At 57.3% G+C, this 25,276-nt stretch carries 26 protein-coding genes; 11 read left to right on the plus strand and 15 right to left on the minus strand.

Features of this window, described 5'->3' with window-relative positions:
* The first annotated feature begins 124 nt into the window (after window positions 1-124).
* Window positions 125-364 (plus strand): hypothetical protein, encoded by a 240-nt coding sequence (locus tag AB4P91_RS10930; RefSeq protein WP_047303058.1) that lies wholly within the window; start codon window positions 125-127, stop codon window positions 362-364.
* A gap of 205 nt (window positions 365-569) precedes the next feature.
* Here the strand turns inward: AB4P91_RS10930 and AB4P91_RS10935 are convergent, their stop codons facing one another.
* The 5 genes from AB4P91_RS10935 to norR all read right to left on the minus strand — a co-directional run bounded on the left by AB4P91_RS10935 (window position 570) and on the right by norR (window position 5,270).
* Window positions 570-1,319, minus strand: a complete 750-nt coding sequence (locus AB4P91_RS10935) for a YkgJ family cysteine cluster protein (protein WP_395604774.1) — start codon at window positions 1,317-1,319, stop codon at window positions 570-572.
* 82 nt (window positions 1,320-1,401) lie between these two features.
* Window positions 1,402-1,728 carry a hypothetical protein gene (locus AB4P91_RS10940; protein ID WP_150592683.1) on the minus strand — a complete coding sequence of 109 codons (327 nt, stop codon included), beginning with the start codon at window positions 1,726-1,728 and terminating at the stop codon, window positions 1,402-1,404.
* 151 nt (window positions 1,729-1,879) lie between these two features.
* The gene (locus tag AB4P91_RS10945; RefSeq protein WP_395604954.1) at window positions 1,880-2,338 is read right to left on the minus strand and encodes a GNAT family N-acetyltransferase; all 459 of its coding nucleotides are present in this window, start codon (window positions 2,336-2,338) and stop codon (window positions 1,880-1,882) included.
* 27 nt (window positions 2,339-2,365) lie between these two features.
* On the minus strand, window positions 2,366-3,268 hold the full coding sequence (locus tag AB4P91_RS10950; RefSeq protein WP_042560964.1) for a chemotaxis protein CheV: 903 nt from the start codon (window positions 3,266-3,268) through the stop codon (window positions 2,366-2,368).
* Window positions 3,269-3,710: 442 nt separating this feature from the next.
* Window positions 3,711-5,270 (minus strand): nitric oxide reductase transcriptional regulator NorR, encoded by a 1,560-nt coding sequence (gene norR, locus AB4P91_RS10955; protein ID WP_395604775.1) that lies wholly within the window; start codon window positions 5,268-5,270, stop codon window positions 3,711-3,713.
* A gap of 163 nt (window positions 5,271-5,433) precedes the next feature.
* Here norR and hmpA point away from each other — a divergent pair, with 163 nt between their 5' ends.
* The 8 genes from hmpA to AB4P91_RS10995 all read left to right on the plus strand — a co-directional run bounded on the left by hmpA (window position 5,434) and on the right by AB4P91_RS10995 (window position 13,887).
* Entirely contained in the window at window positions 5,434-6,615 is a 1,182-nt protein-coding gene (gene hmpA, locus AB4P91_RS10960) for an NO-inducible flavohemoprotein (RefSeq protein ID WP_395604776.1), read from the plus strand.
* A gap of 237 nt (window positions 6,616-6,852) precedes the next feature.
* Window positions 6,853-7,362, plus strand: coding sequence for a disulfide bond formation protein B (locus AB4P91_RS10965; protein ID WP_042560961.1), 510 nt, complete (start codon window positions 6,853-6,855; stop codon window positions 7,360-7,362).
* Between the two features lie 824 nt (window positions 7,363-8,186).
* Window positions 8,187-9,128 (plus strand): ubiquinol oxidase subunit II, encoded by a 942-nt coding sequence (cyoA, locus tag AB4P91_RS10970; protein ID WP_395604777.1) that lies wholly within the window; start codon window positions 8,187-8,189, stop codon window positions 9,126-9,128.
* Window positions 9,129-9,131: 3 nt separating this feature from the next.
* Window positions 9,132-11,162 carry a cytochrome o ubiquinol oxidase subunit I gene (gene cyoB / locus AB4P91_RS10975; RefSeq protein ID WP_042560959.1) on the plus strand — a complete coding sequence of 677 codons (2,031 nt, stop codon included), beginning with the start codon at window positions 9,132-9,134 and terminating at the stop codon, window positions 11,160-11,162.
* Window positions 11,163-11,165: 3 nt separating this feature from the next.
* Entirely contained in the window at window positions 11,166-11,789 is a 624-nt protein-coding gene (gene cyoC / locus AB4P91_RS10980) for a cytochrome o ubiquinol oxidase subunit III (RefSeq protein ID WP_042560958.1), read from the plus strand.
* Complete coding sequence (cyoD, locus tag AB4P91_RS10985; protein ID WP_150592687.1) at window positions 11,789-12,124, plus strand: cytochrome o ubiquinol oxidase subunit IV; 336 nt, start codon at window positions 11,789-11,791, stop codon at window positions 12,122-12,124. The genes cyoC and cyoD overlap by 1 nt, the downstream gene beginning before the upstream one ends.
* 10 nt (window positions 12,125-12,134) lie before the next feature.
* Window positions 12,135-13,022, plus strand: a complete 888-nt coding sequence (cyoE, locus tag AB4P91_RS10990; protein WP_095191599.1) for a heme o synthase — start codon at window positions 12,135-12,137, stop codon at window positions 13,020-13,022.
* Between the two features lie 373 nt (window positions 13,023-13,395).
* Window positions 13,396-13,887 (plus strand): RidA family protein, encoded by a 492-nt coding sequence (locus AB4P91_RS10995; RefSeq protein WP_150592688.1) that lies wholly within the window; start codon window positions 13,396-13,398, stop codon window positions 13,885-13,887.
* Between the two features lie 70 nt (window positions 13,888-13,957).
* Here the strand turns inward: AB4P91_RS10995 and AB4P91_RS11000 are convergent, their stop codons facing one another.
* The 5 genes from AB4P91_RS11000 to AB4P91_RS11020 form a co-directional block, all read right to left on the minus strand.
* Entirely contained in the window at window positions 13,958-14,662 is a 705-nt protein-coding gene (locus AB4P91_RS11000; protein ID WP_395604778.1) for a hypothetical protein, read from the minus strand.
* 152 nt (window positions 14,663-14,814) lie between these two features.
* Entirely contained in the window at window positions 14,815-15,927 is a 1,113-nt protein-coding gene (locus tag AB4P91_RS11005; protein WP_395604779.1) for a hypothetical protein, read from the minus strand.
* Window positions 15,928-15,939: 12 nt separating this feature from the next.
* Window positions 15,940-17,421 carry an MBOAT family O-acyltransferase gene (locus AB4P91_RS11010; RefSeq protein ID WP_395604780.1) on the minus strand — a complete coding sequence of 494 codons (1,482 nt, stop codon included), beginning with the start codon at window positions 17,419-17,421 and terminating at the stop codon, window positions 15,940-15,942.
* Window positions 17,422-17,608: 187 nt separating this feature from the next.
* The gene (locus tag AB4P91_RS11015; RefSeq protein ID WP_395604781.1) at window positions 17,609-18,013 is read right to left on the minus strand and encodes a GNAT family N-acetyltransferase; all 405 of its coding nucleotides are present in this window, start codon (window positions 18,011-18,013) and stop codon (window positions 17,609-17,611) included.
* 55 nt (window positions 18,014-18,068) lie between these two features.
* A complete protein-coding gene (locus AB4P91_RS11020; RefSeq protein WP_150595779.1) occupies window positions 18,069-18,974 on the minus strand; it encodes a LysR family transcriptional regulator in 906 nt (301 codons plus the stop codon).
* Between the two features lie 102 nt (window positions 18,975-19,076).
* Here AB4P91_RS11020 and AB4P91_RS11025 point away from each other — a divergent pair, with 102 nt between their 5' ends.
* Window positions 19,077-20,249, plus strand: coding sequence for an aspartate aminotransferase family protein (locus AB4P91_RS11025; RefSeq protein ID WP_395604782.1), 1,173 nt, complete (start codon window positions 19,077-19,079; stop codon window positions 20,247-20,249).
* A gap of 131 nt (window positions 20,250-20,380) precedes the next feature.
* Here the strand turns inward: AB4P91_RS11025 and AB4P91_RS11030 are convergent, their stop codons facing one another.
* The 3 genes from AB4P91_RS11030 to AB4P91_RS11040 form a co-directional block, all read right to left on the minus strand.
* A complete protein-coding gene (locus AB4P91_RS11030) occupies window positions 20,381-22,300 on the minus strand; it encodes an alkaline phosphatase D family protein (RefSeq protein ID WP_395604783.1) in 1,920 nt (639 codons plus the stop codon).
* A gap of 71 nt (window positions 22,301-22,371) precedes the next feature.
* Window positions 22,372-23,100, minus strand: a complete 729-nt coding sequence (locus AB4P91_RS11035; RefSeq protein ID WP_150687005.1) for a hypothetical protein — start codon at window positions 23,098-23,100, stop codon at window positions 22,372-22,374.
* A gap of 83 nt (window positions 23,101-23,183) precedes the next feature.
* Complete coding sequence (locus AB4P91_RS11040; protein WP_150687004.1) at window positions 23,184-23,534, minus strand: hypothetical protein; 351 nt, start codon at window positions 23,532-23,534, stop codon at window positions 23,184-23,186.
* A gap of 113 nt (window positions 23,535-23,647) precedes the next feature.
* Here AB4P91_RS11040 and AB4P91_RS11045 point away from each other — a divergent pair, with 113 nt between their 5' ends.
* On the plus strand, window positions 23,648-23,944 hold the full coding sequence (locus AB4P91_RS11045) for a hypothetical protein (protein WP_395604784.1): 297 nt from the start codon (window positions 23,648-23,650) through the stop codon (window positions 23,942-23,944).
* A 19-nt stretch (window positions 23,945-23,963) separates the two neighbouring features.
* Here AB4P91_RS11045 and AB4P91_RS11050 read toward each other — a convergent pair whose 3' ends face one another.
* Both AB4P91_RS11050 and AB4P91_RS11055 read right to left on the minus strand, forming a co-directional pair.
* Entirely contained in the window at window positions 23,964-24,293 is a 330-nt protein-coding gene (locus tag AB4P91_RS11050) for a hypothetical protein (RefSeq protein ID WP_395604785.1), read from the minus strand.
* Between the two features lie 271 nt (window positions 24,294-24,564).
* Window positions 24,565-25,248, minus strand: a complete 684-nt coding sequence (locus tag AB4P91_RS11055) for an AbiV family abortive infection protein (RefSeq protein WP_395604786.1) — start codon at window positions 25,246-25,248, stop codon at window positions 24,565-24,567.
* Window positions 25,249-25,276: the final 28 nt, after the last annotated feature.

Raw genomic sequence — 25,276 nt, forward strand, 5'->3', positions numbered from 1 at the left:
CGCTTACCTGTCAGCCGTTCGGCGTAAGGCTTAAATCTTCAGATGCCGGCCGTCGGTACATAGGTATACTGCGCGCCTTCGCGGCTCACTTACCGGGCGCGACTTTTCGTTTTGCGGAGCTTTCATGACTTCCCCGATCCAACCGCCGGTTGACGACGCCGTGAGCGATGTCCCGGCCGATATGGCCGACGCCAGCGATTCCAAAGCCGAGATCCCGGCATTCAAGTTCCCGTTCAAACCGGGCGAACTGGCAGGTGCCAAAGGCTCTAACCAGCCGTGGTACAAGAACGGCGCCAAGAACGGCCATACCAAGAGCCCAGGCATGGCGCCGCCGGGCACCCGTCGTTCGATGGGCAAGCGCTGAGTTTCCTTCGGGGAATTGCATTGGCTTGCGCGGGTTTTTGAGGGGCGGCGACAGGTTTGGGATTGAGGTCGTCTTCACTGGCCCCATCGCTGGCAAGCCAGCTCCCACAGGTTTTCCGGTTGTTCACTTCAGTGATGCACGACCCACAACCCTGTGGGAGCTGGCTTGCCAACGATGAGGCCCGAACACCACTCGAGTATCTGTATCAAGCCGCCCGCAACGAAATAAACGCGTAGGTCAGCGCCGGCTCCGTCACCACCCGCGCCCCCGCCTCCCGCACTTGCGCGGCCACATCCTCTCCGGACAAATGAAACAGCCATTCACTGGCCACTTCATCCAGTGACTGCGCGTTCACCTGATCAATTACCTTCGCAAAAGCCTCCATATTCGGCAGATACGCGGTAAACCCGTCGCCCTTGAGCGCCGTGGTCCGGATACCCAGCGCAGCGCAGATCGCATCCTTTGTCCGAATGTCATCACGATCAGCCTGACGGGAACGCTGAATCAGCTCGATCAGTTCCTGATCGACCAGATCGCCCCCGACGATCAACAGCGGCCCCTGTTCCCACGATTCGGGCGGGCAATCCTTGGCGGCAGGGTTGAGCGGGATGTGCGGATTGATCTCCGCCGGATAAATCCGACACACCAACGGTCGACGCTCGTAGATGCGGCACCGCTTGTCATCGTCAAGATTCCGACAAGGTCCGACATTGTACGCGGCGAAAGTGATGGCCACGTGCGCCGCCGATTCACCGCTGCGCACCGCGACCGAACGCCGTTCGGCATGTTCACGCTGCTGCGCCGGCAAGCCTAGACCGTTGCCGAGAAAAGCCTCTACCAGCACGATCACCTGACCACCGTCGGCCGCCCACATGCGGGCTTCGGCTAGGGTCAGGGGGACATGGTGGTCGGTGCAGCACTTGCCGCAGCCTACGCAGGAAAACGTCGTATTCATTGAACGATCAATCTTCAATCAGGTGTGAATCAGCGACGTAAAGCCGCCATGGGATCACCGATCGAAGCAAGTTATGCGCCATTCATTGGGTTTTGGCGGTCGGGCGGATCGAATCCCATTCGGTGACGAATGCGGTTTTCGATTTTTTGTTGTACAGGCACAGCTCGGTACCTTGTTGGCCTTTCATGTGTTTCTGCGGATATTGGCCTTGCAGCAACACAGCGGTGTAGCCGACACGGTCGTCAAATTGCGCGGCATTGCCGACCGGTTTGGCGTTCTTCAAACCGCTGGCTTTGGTGCAACTGGCGAGCACGGTTTTGTCGTAGGCAGCCCAGGCGTCAGGGCTGGACGCGTGGGCGTTGGAGGCGAGGGCGGTGAGGCAGATGAAGCTCAGGGTGGTCGCTTTCATGGTTTTGGCATCCTTGTAGTGGCAAGGGTTGGAGTATGCCTGAGAGCGAAAAGTTGTCTTTGGGGCCGCCATCGCTGGCACGCCGGCTCACACAGGTTTTGTGAGCGCCGCCAATCTCTGTGGGAGCTGGCTTGCCAGCGATGGCGGTGGATCAGTCGTGCACTAACTCAAGGCGAACCCTATACATCCCGGCCCCCTCATACAGGCGCTGCGCCCGAAGGTTATCTTCCAGCACCTTCAAATCAACAAATCCTTCGCGCCGTTGCTGAAACACCTTGAATGCATTGAGCAGTAAGGCCCGGCCCAAACCAAGTCCCTGGGCACGCGGATGCACCACAAGGCTCTTGATATATGAACTGGTCCAGCACTGCGCCACACCCACGACACCCTCGGCATCAATGGCAATGAAACACAGCGCCGGGTCATATTCCGGATCGCGTTCAAACCGTCGCTGCCAAACCTCCAGCGCCGGTACCCGGCCGCCGCCTTCGCGGTGACCAAGTTGCATCAAGGCATGCACGGCGCCAGCCAGTTCCGGGCGATAGGTGCTGATTTCAACACCTTGCGGCCAGACGACATCCGGCACGTCTGCACTCAGATCGCGCCGCAGCAAAAAGCAGTAAATCTCGCCCAAGAGTCAATAACCGTTGGCCGCGACGTGTTTGGCCGCTTCGATCAGACGTTGGGTCAGCTCCGGCGAGGAGAACTTCGTCAGCACTGCGTTGGCGCCGGCCAGTCGTGCCTTTTCGCTGTTCATCGCGCTATCGAGCGAGGTGTGCAGCAGCACGTAGAGATGGGCGAAATCCGGGGTCTCGCGCAGGGTGCGGGTGAAGGCGTAGCCGTCCATCTCGGACATTTCGATGTCGGAGACGATCAGGTTGATCTGTTGGGCAGTGCCCTGCAAATCGAGCAGGCAGTCGATGGCTTCCTTGGCGCTGCGTGCGGTGTGGCATTGCAGGCCGAGATTGCGCAGGGTGTGCACCGATTGTTGCAGCGCCACCTGACTGTCGTCGACCACCAGAATCCGCGCGTTGCCGAGAACGTCGGCGTCTTCCATGGTCAGGTCGGTCGGGGCCATTTCGATCTGCGCCGGGGCGATGCTGTGGATGACTTTTTCGATGTCCAGCACCTGCACCAGCGTGCCGTCCACCGAGGTCACACCGGTGATGTAGGCGCGCGGCCCGCCGGAACCGAACGGCGGTGGTTTGATGTCGGTGGTCAGGCAGTGGACGATTTTGCTCACCGCTTGAACGTGCAGGCCCTGCTTGGAGCGGCTGACGTCAGTGACGATCAGACAGCCACCATTGGGGTCTTCCAGCGGTCGCTCGCCGATGGCGCGGCTGAGGTCGATGACCGACAGCGCGGCACCGCGCAAGGTGGCGATGCCTTTGACGTGCGGATGCGATTCCGGCAGCTTGGTCAGCGGCGGGCAGGGAATGATTTCACTGACTTTCAGCAGGTTGATCGCCATCAGCTTGCCGCTGCGCAAGGTAAATAGCAGAAGCGAAAGTGAATCTGCGCGGGCTTTGTTGGAAGACATAAAAACCTTCTGTGGAAAAAGGTGATGGGCGAGGGTGGAAATCGCCAGAAACTATTGATGCCGGGTTATCGGCGCTAATGGGGTGGGCTTTAGGTCAGTTGTCGGATGGCGTTGCGTTCCAGAGCCAAAGCCCCTCACCCCAGCCCTCTCCCGGAGGGAGAGGGGGCCGACCGAGGTGTCTTGCGCCATACATCGACCTGAAAGACCGATTCGATTATGGATTCGACACTGCACGCTCACGTCGGCATAGCTCTCCAATATCCCCCAATCAGTCCTTCTCCCTCCGGGAGAAGGGGCCGACCGAGGTGTCTTGCGCAATACATCGACCTGAAAGACCCAGTCGATTATGGATTCGACACTGCACGCTCACGTCGGCGCAGTGCTCCAATATCCCCCACTCAGTCCCCTCTCCCTCCGGGAGAGGGTTAGGGTGAGGGGGCTTTTAGCTTTTCATGCCCAACCGCTTGGCCATCCGTCCCAGATTCGCCCGATCAAGCCCCAACTCCCGCGCCGCACTCGCCCAATTATCCTGATGACGTTCCAGCGCCGCACTGATCAACTGGCGCTGGTACGCCTCGGTAGCACTGCGCAAATCCCCGCTGATCAATGGCGCCGACGCCACAACCCCGGCAAGCGGCTCAGGCAGGTTATCCACAACCTCACGCGGCAAATCGAGATCCGCTGCACTCAAACTGAGAATCTTCGGCCGCACCTTGCAGTTGCCCAAGGCCTTCAACGCGCTGCGCCCGATCAAGTGTTCCAGTTCGCGCACGTTGCCTGGCCAAGTGTAGGCGAGGAGGGCTTCCTGGGCGTCACTGTTCAGCCGCAGGCTATTAAGGCCCATGCGCGAGCGGTTCTGTTCGAGGAAGAAACCGCTGAGCAACAACACATCACGCCCGCGATCACGCAGGGCCGGCACTCGCAGCGGGTAGACACTCAGGCGATGGTAAAAGTCGGCACGATAGCGACCGCTGCGCACTTCTTCGGCCAGGTCGCGGTTGGTCGCAGCGATCAGGCGCACGTCGACCTGATGCTCCTTGTCCGAGCCTAAACGTTGTAACTGGCCGCTCTGCAGCACGCGCAACAGTTTGGCCTGGACGGTCAGCGACAATTCGCCCACCTCATCGAGAAACAGCGTGCCGCCATTGGCCAGTTCAAATTTGCCGCGGCGGTCGCTGGTAGCGCCAGTGAAGGCGCCGCGCACGTGGCCGAACAACTCGCTTTCCACCAAGGTGTCGGGCAGTGCCGCGCAGTTGAGGCTGATGATCGGTTGGTCGGCGCGCGCCGAGGCAGCGTGGATCGCCTGAGCCACCAACTCCTTGCCAACCCCGGTTTCGCCGGTGATCAACACGGTCAGGTCGCTACCGCCGACCAGGTTGATCTCTTTCACGAGGCGCTTGTGCGTCTTGCTCTGGCCGATCATTTCGCGGTCCTGCTGACCGCTGGCCTGACGGTAAATCTCGGCGCGCTGGTGCTCGTCTTCAACGCGGATCGCCAGACGCTCGATGCGTTCGGCGGCGTTGACCGTGGCCGAGGCAAGGCTGGCGAAGGCTTGCAATACGTCCAGTTCGATCGGCTCGAAGCGCTCCGGATCGAGCGCGTCGAGGGTGATCAGCCCCCACAGTTTTTCATCGACAAACAGTGGACAGCCGAGGCAGTCGTGAACTTCCAGGTGATCGTCGAGGCCGTCGATCAAACCGTCGTAAGGGTCGGGCAAGTCGCTGTCGGCGGCAAACCGGGTCGGCCCGGACCCTGCCAGCAACACTTCAAAGCGCGGGTGCTCACTGACCTTGAAGCGACGGCCGAGGGTGTCCGTACTCAAGCCATCCACCGCCAGCGGCACCAGCGATTCGCCGTCGAGGCGCAACAACGCGGCGGCATCGCAAGGCAACAGGGCGCGCATGGCTTCGAGCAGTCGACGATAACGCTCACCCTCCGGCAATTCGCGGGAGAGGTCGGAGACCAGCGGCAGTAGAGCGGTCAGCAAGGATTTGGCGATCATGGTCGTGTAGTCAAAGAGACAAGATGTAGTCGGAGTGACTATAAGGTGCTTTGAGTCGATATGACTACGATATTTTCAAGTGACTGATTTAAAACAGAAAAATAGTTGGCACGAAATCTGATAAAGCCAGGTTAACTTTTCAAATAAAGCAGGAGTCACCTTTATGCTTAGCGTCCAGGATCGTGCCATCGTCAAATCCACCGTGCCTCTGCTGGAAAGCGGCGGTGAGGCGCTGATCACGCACTTCTACCGCATGATGCTCTCCGAATACCCGCAAGTGCGCCCATTGTTCAACCAGGCGCATCAGGCCAGCGGCGACCAGCCGCGTGCGCTGGCCAACGGTGTGTTGATGTACGCCCGGCACATCGATCAGCTCGACCAGTTGGGCGATCTGGTGGCGAAGATCATCAACAAGCACGTCGCCTTGCAGATCCTGCCGGAGCACTACCCGATTGTCGGTGCCTGCCTGTTGCGCGCCATCTCTGAAGTGCTCGGCGAGGAGATCGCCACGCCCGAAGTGATGAGTGCCTGGGGCGCGGCGTACGGTCAACTGGCCGACATCCTGATCGGCGCCGAAACCGCCATCTACGACCAGAAAGAGCAAGCCGTCGGTGGCTGGCGCGGGGCGCGCGAATTCATCGTTGCGGCCAAGGTCGAGGAGAGCGCGGAAATCACCTCCTTCTACTTTGAGCCTGCGGACAAGGGCCCGACTCTGGCGGCCGAACCGGGTCAGTACATCGGCATGAAACTGGTGCTGGATGGCGAAGAGGTCCGCCGCAACTATTCGCTGTCGGCGCTGGCGAATAAAGGTCAGTACCGTATCAGCGTCAAACGCGAACCGGGTGGCCGCGCGTCCAATCACTTGCACGATCAGTTGCATGTCGGCGCGAGCATTCAGCTGTTCCCGCCATCGGGTGAGTTCACCCTGGCTGCCAGCGATAAACCACTGGTGTTGATCAGCGGCGGCGTTGGCATCACCCCGACGTTGGCGATGCTCGAAGCGGCGCTGGAAACCGAGCGCCCAGTGCACTTCATCCACTGCGCGCGCAATGGCAGTGTGCATGCGTTCCGCGACTGGATCGACGGCCTGGCTGCGCGTCATCCGCAACTCAAGCGTTTCTATTGCTACGCCGAAGACGACGGCGTGAGCCCGGCAGCAGACAAGGTCGGGATACTGAGCCAGGAGTTGCTCGCTCAATGGCTGCCGGAGCAGCGTGATGTCGACGCCTACTTCCTTGGGCCGAAAGGTTTCATGAGCGCGATCAAGCGGCATCTGAAAGCGCTGGGTGTGCCGGAGAAACAGAGCCGGTATGAGTTCTTCGGGCCGGCTGCTGCTTTGGAATAGATAGTCGAGACTGAGTTGTCTGCTTCGCGAGCAAGCTCGCTCCCACACGATTTGTGTTCGCCGCAAATCCTATGTGGGAGCGAGCTTGCTCGCGAAGGCCGTTACGCGGTGTGAATTTATCAATCGAGCTTGAGGTTAATGGTTCCTTAACCGCTTTATCGTTTATTTCCCCGGTGTAGACTTGCGACAACTTTCAGTCGCCAGACGGCTGAACCATGGACATATAAGGGAAACGCGATGAGCGAGGAAACAATTCGATTGGGACGTGAGCGACGCTTTCTGGTGCTGCTGGGCATCATCTGCCTGGCGTTGATCGGCGGCGCGCTGTACATGCAGATCGTGCTCGGCGAGGCGCCGTGCCCACTGTGCATCCTGCAGCGTTATGCGTTGCTGCTGATCGCGCTGTTTGCCTTTATCGGTGCGGCCACGCGCACCCGGCGCAGCATCACCGTATTCGAAGTCCTGGTGGTGATCTGTGCGATTGCCGGGGCGGCAGTCGCCGGGCATCACGTGTACACCCAGTTCTATCCGGCGATCAGCTGTGGCATCGATGTGTTGCAGCCTATTGTTGATGATCTGCCGCTGGCGAAGATCTTCCCGCTGGGCTTCCAGGTCGACGGTTTCTGCTCGACGCCGTACCCGCCGATCCTCGGTCTGTCGCTGGCGCAATGGGCGCTGGTAGCGTTCGTGCTGGTGGTGATCCTGGTTCCGCTGCTGGCCTCGCGTAATCGAAAAGCACTGCGCTGAGTCAACTATCGCGCGTTACTGCCGATACAGAAAACGCCTCGATTTGCGGTTCAGCAAATCGGGGCGTTTTGCATTTCAGAGTGTTTGTGAAAACACCGTGACGAACGGCAAGGAAGGGTGTGGCAGGTGTGCGACATGTTGTCACACAGGCGGTGTCGCAAGCCGATCCACCTACCCGGATTGGCGCACTGTTACAAAAAAGGATTGGTCTGTTTTGGTGTTTTTGGGCTTTTGAACGCGAGTGCCAGATCAGGCAGTTTTAACAAGCGCGGGCAAATGGCCAGAAGCCTTGGGGTATCGGGCTTTGCGCCGATCCTGCCCTCGGAAAAAGCCTTCGGAGCTGTCTGAACTGAGGCGGATACACCTACAAATTTTGGCGTTTTGTTGAGAATCTATTTCGATAACATGCGGAACTTTTGCAAAAATGGCGATGGATTGTTGCTCGAACGGATAAAAATTATTTCGGGATAAGACATGGTGTATAGGGCGCTACCTATCTACAATCGCCCGCACTGAATTCCCGGCGCTGTTCAGCCTTTATTAAGGAGGCGAGCAGGAAGTCGGGTGTCGAGCAGGCTGTGAGGCTTTCAAGACACCCAGGTGTCGGTGCCTTCCAACTTTCCGCACCAAATGGAATTGGTCTGTAACAAGGCCTTTGACCACGAATTCGAATAAGAACTTACCGCTGTCCCAGGTTTTGTCGAGCGTCTGACGCGCGACGGGCGGCCCTTATTCAATCCAAAGAAAATGCCAACCCTTGGCAGGGTGAAGTGTTGGCGATCAAAACCCAACTGCATTGCGCAAGCTGCTTTAGAGGTCGTGAGATGAGTAAAAACAGGTACCCCAGATTACTAGGCCTAGCGCCGCTGCTCGGCACGTTGTTGCTGGGAGGCTGCAACATGACCCTGCTCAATCCAACGGGCCAGGTCGGCCTGGAACAGCGCAACCTGATCATCACCGCGACCCTGCTGATGCTGTTGGTCGTCGTGCCGGTTATCGTCATGACCTTCCTGTTCGCCTGGAAGTATCGCGCCTCCAACAAAGACGCCATCTACACGCCGAAATGGTCGCACTCGACCAAGATCGAAGTGGCCGTCTGGACCATTCCGGTTCTGATCATCATCGCGCTGGGTTACATCACCTACATTTCGACCCACGAACTGGACCCGTATCGTCCAATCGAATCCGACGTCAAGCCGATCACCATCGAAGTGGTTGCGCTGGACTGGAAGTGGCTGTTCATCTACCCGGAACAAGGCATTGCCACGGTCAACAAGATCGTGTTCCCGGCGCACACGCCAATCAACTTCAAGATCACCTCCGACGCCGTGATGAACTCGTTCTTCATCCCGGGCCTGGGCGGCCAGATCTACGCGATGGCGGGCATGCAGACCAAACTGCACCTGATCGCTGACCGCAACGCTGAAATGGACGGTATCTCCGCCAACTACAGCGGCGCAGGTTTCACCGGCATGAAGTTCAAAGCCATCTCGACAACTCAGGAAGATTTCGACGCCTGGGTAAGTGAAGTCAAGAAGTCACCTAAACAGCTTGATCAAGCTGAATACGCAGCCCTTGCCAAACCGAGCCAGAACAACCCAGTCGAGCTCTACTCCTCGGTCACGCCGAACCAGTTCCAGATCATCGTCGACAAGTACGAAGGTATGAAGCCGGGCAAGCCGCTGAAGCACGAGAAGAAAGAGAAAGAAGTGGCGGCCACGGAAATTGACTCGAGTTCGCATTCAGCTGCCGGGGCAGAGGAGTAAACAATGTTTGGTAAATTAAGTTGGGAAGCGGTTCCTTTCCACGAGCCGATCGTGATGGTGACCATCGCCATGATCGCGCTGGGTGGTCTGGCACTGTTCGCTGCAATCACTTACTTCAAGAAGTGGACGTACTTGTGGACCGAGTGGTTGACCTCGGTTGACCACAAGAAAATCGGCGTGATGTACATCATCGTCGCCATGGTCATGCTGCTGCGCGGTTTTGCCGACGCCATCATGATGCGTACCCAGTTGGCCATGGCCACCGAGGGTTCGCCTGGCTACCTGCCACCTGAACACTATGACCAGATCTTCACCGCTCACGGTGTGATCATGATCATCTTCATGGCGATGCCATTCTTCACCGGCCTGATGAACCTTGCAGTGCCGCTGCAGATCGGCGCGCGTGACGTTGCCTTCCCGTTCCTGAACTCCCTGAGCTTCTGGCTGCTGGTATCCGGCGTTGTGCTGATCAACCTGTCGCTGGGCGTTGGCGAATTCGCCAAGACCGGTTGGGTTGCTTATCCACCGCTGTCGGGCCTGCAATACAGTCCGGGCGTGGGGATGGATTACTACATCTGGGCGCTACAGTTATCCGGGTTGGGTACAACGTTGACGGGGGTTAACTTCCTCGCCACCGTGCTGAAAATGCGTACCCCTGGCATGAAACTGATGGACATGCCGATCTTCACCTGGACCTGCACCTGGGCAAACGTTCTGATCGTGGCTTCGTTCCCGATCCTGACCGCTACCCTGGCACTGCTGACCCTTGACCGTTACATGGATTTCCACATTTTCACCAATGAACTTGGTGGCAATCCAATGATGTACGTCAACCTGTTCTGGGCGTGGGGCCACCCTGAGGTATACATCCTGATCCTGCCGGCATTCGGCATTTTCTCGGAAGTCATCTCGGCCTTCACCGGCAAGAAACTGTTCGGCCACCACTCGATGATCTACGCCTCGGGCGCGATCTCGGTACTGGGCTTCATGGTTTGGCTGCACCACTTCTTCACCATGGGTTCGGGTGCCAGCGTCAACGCCTTCTTCGGTCTGGCGACGATGCTGATTTCCATCCCGACGGGTGTGAAGCTATTCAACTGGCTGTTCACCATTTACCAGGGCCGTCTGCGCTTCACCAGCCAGGTGCTGTGGACGCTGGGCTTCATGGTGACCTTCGCCATCGGCGGCATGACTGGCGTACTGCTGGCCATCCCGGGTGCTGACTTCGTTCTGCACAACAGCCTGTTCGTGATCGCTCACTTCCACAACGTGATCATCGGCGGTGCGGTATTCGGTTACATCGCAGGTTTCGCGTTCTACTTCCCGAAAGCGTTCGGCTTCAAGCTGCACGAAGGCTGGGGTAAAGCAGCGTTCTGGTTCTGGATCTCGGGCTTCTTCGTCGCGTTCATGCCGCTCTATGCACTGGGCTTCATGGGCATGACCCGTCGTCTGAACGCCACCACCAACCCTGAGTGGGTACCGTACCTGTACGTTGCCATGTTCGGTGCGGTGATGATCGCTGTCGGTATCGCCTGCCAACTGATCCAGCTGTACGTCAGTGTGCGTGACCGCAACAAGCCAGAGAACGTTTGCGATCACGGTGACCCGTGGAATGCACACACCCTGGAATGGTCGACCTCGTCGCCACCGCCGTTCTACAACTTCGCTGTGCTGCCTAAGGCTGACTGCATCGACCCGTTCACCGAAGCCAAGGAAAACGGTACCGCGTACCAGCGTCCGGCCAAGTACGAGCCGATCCACATGCCGAACAACACCGCCACTGGCGTTGTGATGGGCGCGCTGTTGACCGTCTTCGGTTTTGCCATGATCTGGCACATCTGGTGGCTGGCAATCGCGAGCCTGGTAGGCACTGTCGTCTACTTCGTGATCCACGCTGCACGTGACGACCAGGGCTATATGGTTCCGGTTGAAACGATCGAGCGCATCGAAGCCGAGCAGCACAAGCGTCTGGTTGCGGCAGGGAAAATCCCGGCCGGTGCCACCCGTGTTGAAACCTCGTTGGAACAGGCTTAAACCATGTCGAATTTAGTGACCAATGCTGGACACGCCCATGGCGAACATGGGCACGATGACCATCACCACGATTCGGGCGAGATGACCGTATACGGTTTCTGGCTCTACCTGATGACCGACTGCATCTTGTTTGCGTCGATCTTCGCGGTATACGCGGTACTGGTAAACAACGTTGCCGGTGGCCCGTCGGGCCACGACATCTTCGAACTGCCCTACGTGCTGGGCGAAACCGCTCTGCTGTTGTTCAGTTCGATCACCTACGGCTTCGCCATGCTGGCGTTGTACAAAGGCAAGAAGCAGCAGGTCCTGGGCTGGTTGTTCATGACCTTCCTGCTCGGCGCTGGCTTCATCGCCATGGAGATCAACGAGTTCCACCTGCTGATCTCCGAGGGCTTCGGTCCTAGCCGTTCGGGCTTCCTGTCCGCGTTCTTCACCCTGGTCGGTACCCACGGTCTGCACGTATCCGCAGGTCTGATCTGGATGGGCATCATGATGTACCAGGTCAACAAGCACGGCCTGACGGCGACCAACAAGACCCGTCTGAGCTGCCTGAGCCTGTTCTGGCACTTCCTGGACGTGGTGTGGATCTGCGTATTCACCGTTGTTTACCTGATGGGGACTCTGTAATGGCTAACGCACACTCCCATGACAGCCACGATGCTGGCCACGGCAGCGCCAAGTCGTACGCCATTGGCTTCATTCTGTCGGTAATCCTGACTGTCATTCCGTTCGGCCTGGTGATGTACCCGACCTTGCCGAAGATGACGACACTGGCAATCGTCCTGCTGTTCGCAGTGATCCAGGTGATTGTTCACCTGTATTACTTCCTGCACCTGGACCGTTCCATTGCTCAGCGTAACAACGTGATTGCGTTCGTCTTCACGGCCATCGTGATCGTGCTGCTGGTTGGCCTGTCGCTGTGGATCATGTTCAGCATTCACACGTACATGATGGCGAAGTGAGGTAGACCCGATGTCGCTCAAGCACTTTATCCAAATCACCAAACCGGGGATCATTTTCGGTAACGTGCTTTCTGTGGCAGGCGGGTTCTTCCTGGCCTCGAAAGGGCATGTCGATCTGGCGGTGTTTCTGGCAGCCATGATCGGCACCTCCCTGGTTGTAGCCTCCGGTTGCGTGTTCAACAACTGCATCGACCGCGACATCGACCTGAAGATGGAACGCACCAAGAACCGGGTGCTGGTCCAGGGCTTGATCTCCCTGAAACTGGCCCTGGTCTACGCGACCATCCTTGGTGTTCTCGGCGTTGCATTGTTGTACAAGGTGGCCAATCCGTTGGCCGCCCTGTTCGCGGTAATCGGCTTCGTGATCTACGTCGGCTTCTACAGCCTGTACCTCAAGCGCAAGTCGGTTCACGGCACGCTGGTGGGTAGTCTGTCGGGCGCCATGCCGCCAGTGATCGGTTACGTCGCTGTAACCAATAGCTTCGACATGGCCGCGCTGGTTCTGCTGGTGATGTTCAGCCTGTGGCAGATGCCGCATTCCTACGCCATCGCGATCTTCCGCTTCAACGATTACCTGGCCGCATCGATTCCGGTGCTGCCAGTGAAGCGCGGGATTAAAGTGGCCAAGAAGCACATCCTGCTCTACATCCTGGCGTTCCTCGTGGCGACCTTGATGCTGACCTTCAGTGGCTACGCCGGCATGAGCTACCTCGCCGTCGCAGCCGCGATGGGCATGTACTGGTTGTACATGGCCTGGACCGGCTACAAGGCAGTGGATGACACGGTCTGGGCACGCAAGCTGTTCGTGTTCTCGATCTTCACCATCACTGCGTTGAGCGTCATGATGTCCCTGGACTTCAAGGTGCCGAGCGAGTTGTTGCTGACGTACGCGCCGTAAGGTTTGGACGCTTCAAGAAAAACCCCGCCATCGAGAGATGTGCGGGGTTTTTTGTTGCTGAGCGGCTTCCCCCTCATCGAAGCGCCGCCCGCCCAGCACTCTGCCGAGGGAGAGGGAGCCGCCCCCGTTGTCTTCAGTCCTCCGTCGAACTGAAAGTTCGTGGCGATGATGGATTCGTTACAGCGCGTGCAAGTCGGTGTATTGCGCCAATATCCCACGCTCGGTCCCCTCGCCCTCTGGGAGAGGGCTAGGGTGAGGGTTGCGAGTCGAGTGCAAACCCCCTAGATTCGGATCCAACCACGACAGTGATAGCGTCATGCCATTTTCCGGATGCTCAACTGTTCTTCATGCACCGATAACGAGGCTGGGCGAAATGACTGAAAGGATGTCTTGCGACGAGCGCTTCATTGCCCTGGCACAAGAGCTGAACTACGACATCCACGGTGAGAACACCGCCGGCGGCAACTATGCGCCGCTGATCCGTCATCACGATGAGCTGTACATCAGCGGCATGGTGCCCCGTACCCACGGCAAGATTCAGTACCCCGGTCGGGTTGGCCTGGAGTTGACGCTCAAGGATGCACAGGCCGCCGCGAGCATCAGCGCGATGCGTTGTCTGGCGCTGATCGTCGATGCGGTCGGTTCACTGGACAAGATCCGGGCGTTGTTGCGGGTCACGGTGTACGTGAAGTCCACGCCAGACTTTGTTGACCTGAGTGAAGTGGCCAACGGCGCATCGGATGTGTTCAGCCATGTGCTCGGCGACGCTGGCCGGCATACGCGCACCACGGTGGGTGTTTATCAGTTGCCGAAGAATGCGGCGATTGAAGTCGACATGATTGTGGCGTTGCACTCGGGCGCATAATCCTCGCGCCGGAAAGCTAAAAACCCCGCCTGATCACTCAGTGCGGGGCTTTTTCGTCAGCGTGGCCGGATTACTGCGCGGCGATGCTGTAGCCATCAAATGCGGTCTGCTGCTGCAGGGCCGTGATGATGTTCTTGCGGTTGACGGCCTGTTCGGTGCCGGCATTGTCGACGAAGGTTTCGCTATCGATTTCGGCTTCCTCACCTTCACCGACGAAGGTGAAACCAAGGAACTCCAGCGCTTCTCGGTCAACATTCAGACGCGAGCGTGGCGTGCGCAATGGCAGGGTCACGCTGCTGCCATCCTTGCTGATGGTGAATATTTCGACTTCTTTCTTCGCACGTGCCGCTTTGCTCTTGCCGCCGCTCGGGTTGCTGATCGCCTGATGGGTCTGGTTCAGCACTTTGAGCGCGAGGCCGTAAACGATTTCCTGGAAAGCCGGATCGTCCTTGAAGCTAGAGAGGATGCGGCCGATCGAGAACTTGCTGCTCAGGTCTTCGAGGGCGGCGATGTCGGCAGCCTCGGCATCCTTGAGGCTCTTGAGTTCGCCCATCAGTTCGTAGGCCTTGTCGTCATCGAAGCGGTCGTGAGCTTCACGGATCGCCGTGCGCAGTTCACGGATCTGGTCGCTCTCGCGGCTCGACTGGAACGCGTCCAGCACCATCTCGCTGATGATTTTGGCTTGTGGCAGGTGTTGTGAAAGATTGATGGAGTTTTCGTATTCCGCTTTGGACGATTCGGTGACTACGGATTCAGCGGTGTTGAAATCGGACATTGAAATTTCACTACTTTTTAACTTGAGTGGGGATGAGCAAGCACGGGGCTTTTTCAGGTCGACTAATTTAGGGGAGCGGGGCGACGTTGTCACGGAGCAACGGGCCGGTGGTCCCAACTATTTACCTGCGCCCTCCGTTGTCCGGCGGTTTGCTATCCATCGGTCGGCAAAGGGGGGACGGTTTGGAAAAAATCACTGCGCATATCGCGCTCAACCGCTGTGACCAATACAAGGTCTGGTTGGTAGCGTTCAACCAGCTCCGCCAATCCTTGTGCTTTAAGCAGCGGATAGTAGACGTGCAGCGTCTCGGTGAACGTAGCAGCCATTAACGGCGCCATTGCCGAGCCAAACGAATCGCGCAGCCAAAGTACTTTCTTGCGATTGAGGGCGTGCTTAGATTTGACCAGTAACGGTGTTTCAGGGGAGGCGATGCCAAGGTTGTGGCCCGAGAAAGCGATTTGCCCTTTGTCGAAATCATGGTGTTCGACCTGCAATGTGTACACCGCATCGACATTCAGCACCACTTCGCGGTCGGTCAATTGCTCCTGAATCCGCAGGAATTTGGCCAGGTCGCCGCCGTTGCGTTCGACGCTGTCGGCTAGCAGGTTTTCCCGGGTCTGTGGCCAGCTCAACTGGATTGCGCTCTCGGCCAGATTTTTGCGCAACTCATCGAAAGCGATCAATGCACCCAGATTGTTCCAGTGAGTGTCGGTCTTGTAGTACAGCGGCTCTGAGTATTCTGCCTTGGCCTGAATTAGCGCTTTGGTCGGGTCGATATAGATGTTCGCGCTGACGCGGCGGATCAGCGTATCGGTCGGCCGGGCGATGGCATGCGCGTACCAGTCGGGGAGATATTCCGGGTAAACAGAGTCTTTGTCCGGACCTACCACAATGCGAAATGCCGCTACGTTCATACCTGTCAGCCAATGATCCCAGGCCACGGCGGACTCTGCGACTGTCTCAAGTACTCGAGAATCCTGGGCGCCAAGACCCATGCGTTTCGAAGTGATCGAATCGGCGAAATCGTCGCCCAGGAACAGCCAGCCTTCCTTGCCGATGATTGCCCGCGATGGGTCAATCGACACCCCGTAGGGATAGGTTAATCGACTGATTGCTGCATAAATGAAATCCATGTTGTACAGCACTTTGCGTTTCCACCATTTAACTTCGCTTTGGGTTGTCAGTACGCGGTGCAGATTAATGGCGGGGACTATGCACATAAACAACATTGAAATGATAAGCGCTGAGTACAGACTCTTTTTCATAAAAAAGCAGCCTTAAAAATTAAAATAAAGAAAGATGGAGCTGTTGCTTTGAATGGTGGAGTACAGAGCCAGGCAAAATATAATAGACATTCTGAGCGTCTGTGCTTTTTCAGCTTGTAGGGGAATGGCAAGCTCAAATGCATTTTTTTGACGGATGATGATAAGGCAGACCACGATCATTGATATCGGCCACAAGTGGGCAGCAACGCCGTCGGGCAGTAAATAAAGTAACTGATCGGACAAGGTTCCTCCCCACGCCAGATTCGCCGTTGGAATCAAGTTCGTAGGCAAACTGCGAATCGAGTCAAAATCAATCATGCCTTGCAGTATAAGAATGGCGTCGGGCACTGAGGTGGCTCTGAAAAATACCCACGTCACATTCACGAACATGAAGGTGCAAAACCAGCCGGCCCAATGAGGCATTGACAGTCCGGACAGTTTCCATATTCGATGAGTAACAATGGCTCCGCCATGCAACGCGCCCCAGATGATAAACATCCAGCTTGCACCGTGCCAAAGTCCGCCAAGTACAAATGTGGCCATTAAGTTGAAATACAATCGTTGTCGACCACAGCGGTTACCACCCAGAGGGACGTATAAATAATCACGCAGATAGCGGCTCAACGTCATATGCCAGCGTCGCCAGAAATCCTGAATATCAAGCGATTTGTAAGGAGAATTGAAGTTGACCGGCAGCCAGATGTTGAAGAGCAGGGCAGCGCCAATCGCCATGTCGCAGTAGCCGCTGAAGTCGAAGTAGAGCTGAAACGTGTAGGAAAGACTGGTTGTCCAGGCACTGAAGAAGTTGTGGCTGACACCGCTGGCGAATCCTGCATCGGCCCAGACGGCCAATGTGTCGGCGATTACAACTTTTTTGAACAGGCCGATGCCGAATATGGACAGCCCCATCATTATATTTCTATGGCGAATGGCGAGTGTCCATCTGGACTGGAACTGGCTCATCATTTCTTTGTGATGAAGGATCGGCCCGGCGATGAGGTGCGGGAAGAAGGTCACAAAGAGCGCGTAGTTTATGAAGTTGTACTCTTTGGCCAGGTTTCTGTGGCAGTCCACAAGAAATGCGATTTGGGTAAATGTATAAAAGCTGATTCCAAGCGGTAGAATGATTTGCTCAAAGAATAGATTAGTGCCGAAAGTGGAATTGATATTGTCGATAAAGAAATTTGTATATTTGAAGTAGCCAAGAAGTAACAGGTTGGCGCCGATACCCATACAGAGAAGGGTCTTTCGGGGGATGGTCGAAACGTTGTTTTCATCAGTCGAGGAAAGCCTTTTTCCGACGGTGAAGTTAAAAGAGATTGACAGCAACAGGAGGGGGATATAGATCACACTCCAGTGTCCATAAAATACCAGGCTGGCGATAACCAGCCACCATTTACCCGCAGTGATCAGCCGTTGGCGATTGAGGAGGAAGTACACGAAAAAGACAATGGGCAGGAAGATCAGGATAAATTTTGGAGAGCTGAAGGTCATGAGTCGCCTTGTCGCGTTCGACGTCCGTGGAGGCGACGGATTGTATTCAGGTGTCAGGTGCCAATTGTTTCGAAAAAAAGGATAACGAAATTTCCTACATGTATTTCGGAGATAGAGGTCAGGTCTGCTTATAGAGGAGATCAAAAGACATCCATTGCGCTCCGACTCTTCATTGACGAATTGAGGGCTACTTCAACCGTCTGCGTTCCATCGCGATCATGGATGTTTCAAAACCCAGACCGGCAAAAAACGCTTCCGCACCTTCACGGCCAGCCCGCAGCACCCATGTGATGTCCGGGTTGTCGCCCATGATGTGCTCGACCAACGCCCGGCCAACCCCTCGGCGTCGATGTTCCCCGTCGACCACGACCATCGACAGGTAACCATTGGACAAACCATCGGTGATGCCACGCGCGAAGCCGATGATCTGTTGGCCATCCAACGCGACGGCAGTGCGTTGGGAATTTCTGACGAGTTGCGCAAAGTACTTGCTGGAGCCTGCCCGGTGTTCCCAGCCATTTTGATCAAGGAATCGTCGAACCGACTCCGCTTCGGCGGGCAGCATGTCGCGTACGTTCGGGTTGGTGTTCATCGGTGGGCGACTCCTTGTCGGTGATCATTCGAGGTCAGGTTAATGGTTATCTGAATCAGGATCTGCCCCAGGCTGTCATGGCAAACTCGACGAAACGTCTGAGCTTGGGCAATCGATACCGATCCGGGGCGTACAACAGGTGCAATGGACGGCTGGGCGGCTGGTAGTCGGGGATGACCGTCACCAGTCTGCCATCGCGCAGGTCCTGTTCCACCAGTGCATCGGGCAGCATCACGATGCCCATGCCGGTGCGTGCGGCCTGATGCAAACCGGCAGAGCTGTTGATCAGCATCGGGCCGCTGACATCGACCATGATTTCGCCGTCCGGGCCGCTGAGGCGCCAGCGCTTCTCCACCGATTGCCAGTCATCGCCGGTGGGGTAGGCGAAGGACAGACAGTCATGCTGTTGCAGGTCTTGGGGCGTCAGCGGCATGCCGCGCCGTGCCACATAGTCCGGCGACGCGCAGACGGTCAGTGTGTAATCGATCAGCGGCCGGGCAATCAGGTTGGATTGCTCGAAGTGGCCCAGTCGAAAGGCGACGTCGAGGCCGCTTTCCAGCAGATCCGGGCGGCTGTTGGTCAGCACCACGTCGAGTTTGACCTTCGGCCATTGCAGCGAATATTCACTCAGTGCCGGCGCCAGCCGTTCAACGCCGAAGGTCAGCGGCGCGGTAATGCGCAGGATGCCGCGCGGCTCATCGAGCGCCTGTTCGGCGAGGCGTTCGGAGTCCGCCACCAGCCCCAATACATCCAGGCAACGCTGGTAATAAACGCTGCCGAATTCGGTGAGCCGCTGACGCCGGGTGGTGCGCTGCAGCAATTGCACACCGAGCCGTTGCTCCAGCGCGCGCAGATGATTGCCTACCATCGTCGTCGACATGTCGCACTGCAACGCGGCCGCCGTCATGCTCCCGGCTTCAACGACTTTGACGTAGACGTTCATTGACTGGAACACATCCATTATCAAGCCCAGCTTCTAAATGATTGAAGTTTTACCGAGTTTATCCAGTTCTGGTGGCTAACCATACTGCAAACACACCGACCTTCACTGGAGTTTGAAGTCATGACCGCCGCCCTGATGAACACCTACCAACCACTGGCCCTGAGCTTCACCAAGGGCCTGGGCACTCGACTGTGGGATCAGGCGGGTCGCGAGTATCTGGATGCGGTCGCTGGGGTCGCCGTGACCAACGTCGGCCACTCGCACCCGCGGATCGTGGCGGCCATCAGCGAGCAGGTCGGACTGCTGCTGCACACTTCAAATCTGTACAGCATCGACTGGCAGCAGCAATTGGCAAAACGGTTGACCGAACTGTCGGGGATGCAGCGCGCGTTCTTCAACAATTCCGGGGCCGAGGCCAATGAAACTGCACTGAAACTGGCACGGCTCTACGGCTGGCGCAAAGGCATCGAGCAACCGCTGGTGGTGGTGATGGCCAACGCATTTCATGGCCGCACGCTCGGCACGCTGTCTGCCAGCGACGGGCCGGCGGTGCGTTCGAGCTTCAGTGAACTGCCGGGTGATTTCGTCAAAGTCCCGTTCGGTGATCTCGCCGCAATCGAGCAGGTTCAGCGCAAGCATGGCGAGCGGATCGCGGCGATTCTGGTCGAGCCGATTCAGGGCGAAAGCGGCGTGCAACTGGCGCCGCCCGGTTACCTGAAAGCCCTGCGCGACATCTGTAACCGGCATGCCTGGTTGTTGATGCTTGACGAGATCCAGACCGGCATCGGCCGCACTGGCCAGTGGTTTGCCTTCCAGCACGAAGGTATCGTTCCGGACGTCATGACGTTGGCCAAAGGACTCGGCAACGGCGTGCCGATCGGCGCGTGTCTGGCGCGGGGCAGGGCGGCGGATCTGTTTACACCGGGCAGTCATGGCAGCACGTTTGGCGGTAACCCATTGGCCTGTCGGGTTGGCTGCACCGTGCTGGATATCATCGAAGAACAAGGCCTGCTGAAGAATGCCCAAGTGCAGGGTGAGCGCCTGTTGACGCGGTTACGCGCAGAGTTGGCGGACAACCCCAATGTACTGGCGATTCGAGGGCTGGGATTGATGATCGGCATCGAGCTGAAACAGCCGATTCGGGATCTGACACTGATCGCAGCGCGGGATCATGGGCTGCTGATCAACGTCACGCGCGGCAAGACGATACGGCTGCTGCCGCCGCTGACGATTGATGAGCGGGAGGTGGGGATGATTGTTCGGGGTGTTGCGCGGGCTGTGACCGCGATTTGATCGCTACGCGATAACCCTGTGGGAGCGAGCTTGCTCGCGAATGCGTTTGATCATTCAAAATGGATGTCGACTGACCTGCTGCTTTCGCGAGCAAGCGCGCTCCCACACGAAAGGATGTTGCCTGGATAAGTTCAGTCCGGATAATCCGCCAAATCCGGCGCCAGCATCCGCGTTTTCGGCGCGCCGTTCGAGTTGTGCTGAATGATCTCTCGCGGCTGCCCCTGTTCATTGAAAAACACCTGACCGATCCCCGCCGAATTCCACAGGCGCTCACCGGCCTCAGCGTGTTCCGGCGTATACGGGACGATGCGCATGCGGCGGCGTTTGGTCAGCCAGTTGAGCGGTGAGCGTGGTGAATAAAGCCAGCGGTTGAGGCGATCAAACCACTCCAGCAACGTAGGCGGAAACTCGTTCTTGATGCCGCTGCTGGTGATCTGCCAGATGCGCGGACCGGCCTTGCGGTGTCGGATAAGCACTTCGTAGACGAAGGAATAATGCACATCGCCGGACAGCACCACGTAGTTTCCGGGTGTGCGCGAGTGTCGGAAAATGTTCAGGATCACCTGCGCAGCACCCCGATGGGCCATCCAGTTTTCGGCATCGACCAGCAGTGGAAAACCGCACCAGCTAAAGATCTTCTGCACGGTTTCAATCAGCTTCACACCGAAGATCGGCGCGGGTGAAACGATGATCGCCGATGGGTGATCGAGCAGCTCCTGTTGCAGTTCGCTCAACGCTTCCCAGTCGAGCAGTCCTGAGGGTTGCTTAAGCGCCACTTCGCTGCGCCAGCGTCGGGTCCGGGTGTCGATGACCACCAGCGCCGGGCTGGTGGGCAGCACGAAATGCCAGTGCTGAAAGCGCAGCAGTTCATCAATCAGATCATCCTGCACCGGGCTGTCGAGGTAATGGTCATCGCCGCTGGCAATCAGACGTCGAGTCTTCACCAGCACATCCTTGAAAGCGTCCGGGTTATTGCCCCAGCCCTGGCACAACATATAGGCGATCAACGCGTTGCCGATGATGCGTTTGGAGAACGGATGGCCGTAGGCCGTTTCCTCCCATTGCGCGGACAGATTCCAGTCATCGGTGATGTCGTGGTCGTCGAAAATCATCAGGCTCGGCAAATGCGCCAGCGCCCGGGCGACGTTGCCCAGCCCTGACTTGAAAGCGTCGATACGCGTCTGTTCGAGGGTATAGCGCTTGAGCCGTTCGGGCGTCAGCGTTGGCGCTGTCGGGTTGATCAGTGTCCACGCGACCGGCGACCACACCAGCAAATACATCGCCATGACTTCGGCAAACGTCACCAGATGATTGTCGGCGCTGCTGCTGGTGAAAATCGGCTTACGCGCGCCGCCGAAAAATCGCTCACGCAGAGTCTCGTTGCTCTCTAGCGCCGGTAATAAATCCGCACGGTGGTAGTAGCTGGCCGGGTGTTCGTAGAGCTTGGCGCTGTCGCTGACCACGGCGCCTTCGAGGTGTTCGTCGAACAGGCCGAGGCGCCTGATCAAGTCATGAATCGCTCGTAGCGTCGGTCCGGCGACGTCATCGGCGTAGACCTGATCACCACTCATCATCAACAGCGCCGGGCGCTGCTGCGGGTCGGTTTCGGCGGCCAGCAGTTGGTCGACACAGAGCAAACCATCCACCGCCGGATGGTGCGGCTTGCGGCAGGAACCGTGAAGCAACTGATCGATCCGCGAGCGCACGACGAAGTCTGGACACGTAGCGCCGCCGTACAACAGATGTGGCGCCCAATCGGCGATACCCTCCTGGCCATCGATCAGCAGGTCGTAGTCGATACATTCGTCGAGGGGCAGGGCGTTTTCGAGGCTGACATCAATGAGATGAACGAATGCGCGAGTGCCTACGGGAATGACCGTGCATTTCTCGGCATCCAGAGGAATGTCTCCTACACCTTGCACGCGCAAAGTCAGCGACAGTTGGCGCGTGCCAACCAGCCACAGGACCAGTCGCTTGGGCTCAAGCCGTCGCAACAACGGGCCGGCCAAAACCGGTGGCAGCGGGATCAGTTCATCAAGTGGTGGAGACATCCGGGGACAAGACTCAAGGCGCACGGCCGGCGATGATAGCGCAGCCGGCGCCTTGAACGCTTAAGTGAGGCTTAAGAGTCCGCTTTCTGCAGCTTCAGGCCCAGCAGACGCCATTCAGGAGGTGTCGCGTCAACTCTCGGCAGCTCTTGCAAGGAGCAATCGAAACGGTAGGTGACATCGTCGCCGTTCATGTTGCGAGCGATGACGGTGTTGCTGAAGGTGTAAACCTGATCCTTGAAACGGTGGCTGACAAGGCTTTTGCTGTCAGCAAAGCGAGCCGACGCAGGGAAGCGCAACGTGCCGGTCACGAACGGGCTGCACATGACATACGCGAGCATCGACTTGTCGGCTTGTGCGTCGCTGCGAAACTTTTTGCTCAACGCCGCGAGGGCTTTGCGCCCCTGGTCGTCACTCTGGTCCAGCACGGTTTGTACCGCCATCGACTTCGGCGCTCGGCTGGCGTAGTTCGGCAGCAAGGCAGAGTCGGCGGGCGAAGGTTTGTCATCCGGTTCGATGGCGGCAAACACCGGCGCATCATTCAGCGCAGCGGGAGGGGTGACTGATTCGGCTTCGGGCAACAGCGAAGTGGGTTCGGCCTCCTGCGTCTGCACGGTTTCGTAATCAGGTGAAGACGGAAACAGCGACAGGGTGATCGACAACACCACCATGGCCACAATAAAACCACCGGCCGCGCCAACAATGTTGCCGTAGAAAATATTCCAGCTGCCACGGTTCTTGACCACCCAGCGCCACATGAAACCCCAAGCCGCGACAAACGCCAGAAAACGCAAAAACTCCATTTGATCCTTTCCTTAACTTTCAATAACCGACAACAGGCATTCGCAGAGTGCCGCGAAGAGGCGCAGCACGATATCAAAACAGACTAATCATTGAGAGCAAAGATACTCATCATGACTACGCCGGCCACTAGACCACCAAGCGCGCCCAATAAGTGTCGCGCGACTGCATGTTCCGGCTGAGGTTGACTCGCGATCCACATCCACACGCCGAACAAGGCACCCAGACTCGTCATGAGCGCAATGATGCTGTAAGCCAGGTTCTTCGGGTTTTCAAGATCGAACACATCCTCTAAAACCACAGCCGATACCACGTAGACGATCAAGCCGCTGCCGAGCCCCGCAAGGTTGGCGAGAACCAGGTTCCATTCACCTCGGCTTTTTACAACCCAAGTCCACATGCCGGCCGTGATTGCCATGGCCCACAGAAATTCCATCGTGCTCGTTCCTTGATGACAATGTCAGTGGAGCTGCCATTTGCGCGCTCCGTCTTAAAGTGGACGGCAAGATAGCAAACTAGTAGCGTCGTGCCACACGCTTGATTCCCGTAATGGACTACACATGTCGACTACTGCTTCGGCCTTGCGCCCGCTCTCTGGGCTTCGCCGACGTCGGCGAACTCGACCAACATTCGGAAATGGATGGCGAGGCGAATCTGAAGACGTTGATGATCACGGTCGACTGGGGCTGCGGCCGCCATGTTCGCGCCGTGGGGTACGTCAAACCCTATGTGATCTGCACCGCCCATCCTGATGAGGGCAGTTGCGCAGTCTGTAAGGAGGTCGCGGTGCCGGGCGGGGAAAGTGTGGAAAGAGGCGAGAGCATCGATAGGGACGGGATTTTGTAAGAGTGCCCGGGGCGGACAATCACAGAATATCTTTCAAGTAACCCTTGAGCGCGAGGAGCGGCTGATCAAGCTGCTCCAGCGATTGCGCCTGGCGGAGGTCGGCAGACAACTTGTGCAGCTCACGCCCCAACGGTTTCTCGACACCGCCCAGCGCATCCATCGCCAGCGCCAGACATTCGTTCATCTTCAACTGAATGGTCTCGACATCACCCCGCCGCACCAGCAACTCGAAAATGTCCTTCTGGTAATCCCCCATGACCATGTCGTCCCGCAAAATCGGGCTCAGGCCTTCTTCCTCGTAAGCGAGCTTGAGGGAGAAGAGAGCGACTGTTTCCAGTGACGTTTCCATGGGGTGGATCCTTGGGATTTCTGTTGATCAAGAAGCTGAAGATCAAAAGATCGCAGCCTGCGACAGCTTCTACAAGGGCGAGGACTTTATCGCAGACGAAAAAAAAGGCCTTGCCTAAGCAAGACCTTTCTTAATTTTGGTGCCGAGGGAGACTCGAGCGTTCCATATAATCCGTGGTGTGTAGCCCTTTTATGCTTCAAGGGATACATGTAGGGATACACGGTCATAAGTGCTGTGCTTTAAGAAAGGGTAAGCCGGAGGCCCCAACTGGTCAATCGACCAGTCCACCGCGAGCGAACTGCTCCATTTTATTTGGTCCGGCTTCTTTCAAACCTTCTGCTTGCATAGCTCCATACCAATCGACCAAAGCCTGCTTCATTTGTCGGTCACTCTGTTTCCAAACAGGCCCGAGATGTTCAACCCACAATGCGATCTCTCGCTCAGTCGTGTGGGAGCCAGAGCTTAAGATCTCTGCTGTATTTACGAGCATTTTTGCCAGATCGAGGTCGATGACCTCTTCCGGAAGTGACCAATGAGCTTTGCTCCCCAAACAATCAGTATAGAAACCGATTTGTTTCAGTTGATCCAGCACCTGCGGATGATCCGAATCCTCGTCAAACAGTGGGCGCATGTCATCGAGAGATCGAGCTCCCGCGACCACCAGTTGTGGAAAAATCCACTGTAGGTTCTTGCTGGTATGAGACCGATATCTCCTCCACTCCGTTTTTAGATCCTGCTCGTTCCCGGCAAAAGCCAATGCGCGGAGAATTGAAATCTTCCCGGCTTCTTCAATGGAAAGGATCGCGAGCGATACGGCTGAAGGGAGCCGATCAGCGTCAAAAAGCAATCGGGCATCTTTGGCGAGACGTGCCGCGTTTCGTAAAGCGGCATTCATTCCATCAGCTATTTGAGTAATGGAAAGTGGGCCTTTGTAGCTGTCGAGTTTTTGCTGCATGTCAGCCCCCTCATGCGTTTTATGGATG

This window comes from Pseudomonas sp. B21128 (genome assembly GCF_044218865.1).
GTDB classification, from domain to species: Bacteria; Pseudomonadota; Gammaproteobacteria; order Pseudomonadales; family Pseudomonadaceae; genus Aquipseudomonas; species Aquipseudomonas iridis.

What these genes read in the sequence shown, in the direction of transcription:
- AB4P91_RS10930 (WP_047303058.1), top strand. Translation starts at nt 125, where the DNA reads ATGACTTCCCCGATCCAACCGCCGGTTGACGACGCCGTGAGCGATGTC.
- AB4P91_RS10935 (WP_395604774.1), bottom strand. Translation starts at nt 1,319, where the DNA reads ATGAATACGACGTTTTCCTGCGTAGGCTGCGGCAAGTGCTGCACCGAC.
- AB4P91_RS10940 (WP_150592683.1), bottom strand. Translation starts at nt 1,728, where the DNA reads ATGAAAGCGACCACCCTGAGCTTCATCTGCCTCACCGCCCTCGCCTCC.
- AB4P91_RS10950 (WP_042560964.1), bottom strand. Translation starts at nt 3,268, where the DNA reads ATGTCTTCCAACAAAGCCCGCGCAGATTCACTTTCGCTTCTGCTATTT.
- norR (WP_395604775.1), bottom strand. Translation starts at nt 5,270, where the DNA reads ATGATCGCCAAATCCTTGCTGACCGCTCTACTGCCGCTGGTCTCCGAC.
- hmpA (WP_395604776.1), top strand. Translation starts at nt 5,434, where the DNA reads ATGCTTAGCGTCCAGGATCGTGCCATCGTCAAATCCACCGTGCCTCTG.
- AB4P91_RS10965 (WP_042560961.1), top strand. Translation starts at nt 6,853, where the DNA reads ATGAGCGAGGAAACAATTCGATTGGGACGTGAGCGACGCTTTCTGGTG.
- cyoA (WP_395604777.1), top strand. Translation starts at nt 8,187, where the DNA reads ATGAGTAAAAACAGGTACCCCAGATTACTAGGCCTAGCGCCGCTGCTC.
- cyoB (WP_042560959.1), top strand. Translation starts at nt 9,132, where the DNA reads ATGTTTGGTAAATTAAGTTGGGAAGCGGTTCCTTTCCACGAGCCGATC.
- cyoC (WP_042560958.1), top strand. Translation starts at nt 11,166, where the DNA reads ATGTCGAATTTAGTGACCAATGCTGGACACGCCCATGGCGAACATGGG.
- cyoD (WP_150592687.1), top strand. Translation starts at nt 11,789, where the DNA reads ATGGCTAACGCACACTCCCATGACAGCCACGATGCTGGCCACGGCAGC.
- cyoE (WP_095191599.1), top strand. Translation starts at nt 12,135, where the DNA reads ATGTCGCTCAAGCACTTTATCCAAATCACCAAACCGGGGATCATTTTC.
- AB4P91_RS10995 (WP_150592688.1), top strand. Translation starts at nt 13,396, where the DNA reads ATGACTGAAAGGATGTCTTGCGACGAGCGCTTCATTGCCCTGGCACAA.
- AB4P91_RS11000 (WP_395604778.1), bottom strand. Translation starts at nt 14,662, where the DNA reads ATGTCCGATTTCAACACCGCTGAATCCGTAGTCACCGAATCGTCCAAA.
- AB4P91_RS11005 (WP_395604779.1), bottom strand. Translation starts at nt 15,927, where the DNA reads ATGAAAAAGAGTCTGTACTCAGCGCTTATCATTTCAATGTTGTTTATG.
- AB4P91_RS11010 (WP_395604780.1), bottom strand. Translation starts at nt 17,421, where the DNA reads ATGACCTTCAGCTCTCCAAAATTTATCCTGATCTTCCTGCCCATTGTC.
- AB4P91_RS11015 (WP_395604781.1), bottom strand. Translation starts at nt 18,013, where the DNA reads ATGAACACCAACCCGAACGTACGCGACATGCTGCCCGCCGAAGCGGAG.
- AB4P91_RS11020 (WP_150595779.1), bottom strand. Translation starts at nt 18,974, where the DNA reads ATGGATGTGTTCCAGTCAATGAACGTCTACGTCAAAGTCGTTGAAGCC.
- AB4P91_RS11025 (WP_395604782.1), top strand. Translation starts at nt 19,077, where the DNA reads ATGACCGCCGCCCTGATGAACACCTACCAACCACTGGCCCTGAGCTTC.
- AB4P91_RS11030 (WP_395604783.1), bottom strand. Translation starts at nt 22,300, where the DNA reads ATGTCTCCACCACTTGATGAACTGATCCCGCTGCCACCGGTTTTGGCC.
- AB4P91_RS11035 (WP_150687005.1), bottom strand. Translation starts at nt 23,100, where the DNA reads ATGGAGTTTTTGCGTTTTCTGGCGTTTGTCGCGGCTTGGGGTTTCATG.
- AB4P91_RS11040 (WP_150687004.1), bottom strand. Translation starts at nt 23,534, where the DNA reads ATGGAATTTCTGTGGGCCATGGCAATCACGGCCGGCATGTGGACTTGG.
- AB4P91_RS11045 (WP_395604784.1), top strand. Translation starts at nt 23,648, where the DNA reads ATGGACTACACATGTCGACTACTGCTTCGGCCTTGCGCCCGCTCTCTG.
- AB4P91_RS11050 (WP_395604785.1), bottom strand. Translation starts at nt 24,293, where the DNA reads ATGGAAACGTCACTGGAAACAGTCGCTCTCTTCTCCCTCAAGCTCGCT.
- AB4P91_RS11055 (WP_395604786.1), bottom strand. Translation starts at nt 25,248, where the DNA reads ATGCAGCAAAAACTCGACAGCTACAAAGGCCCACTTTCCATTACTCAA.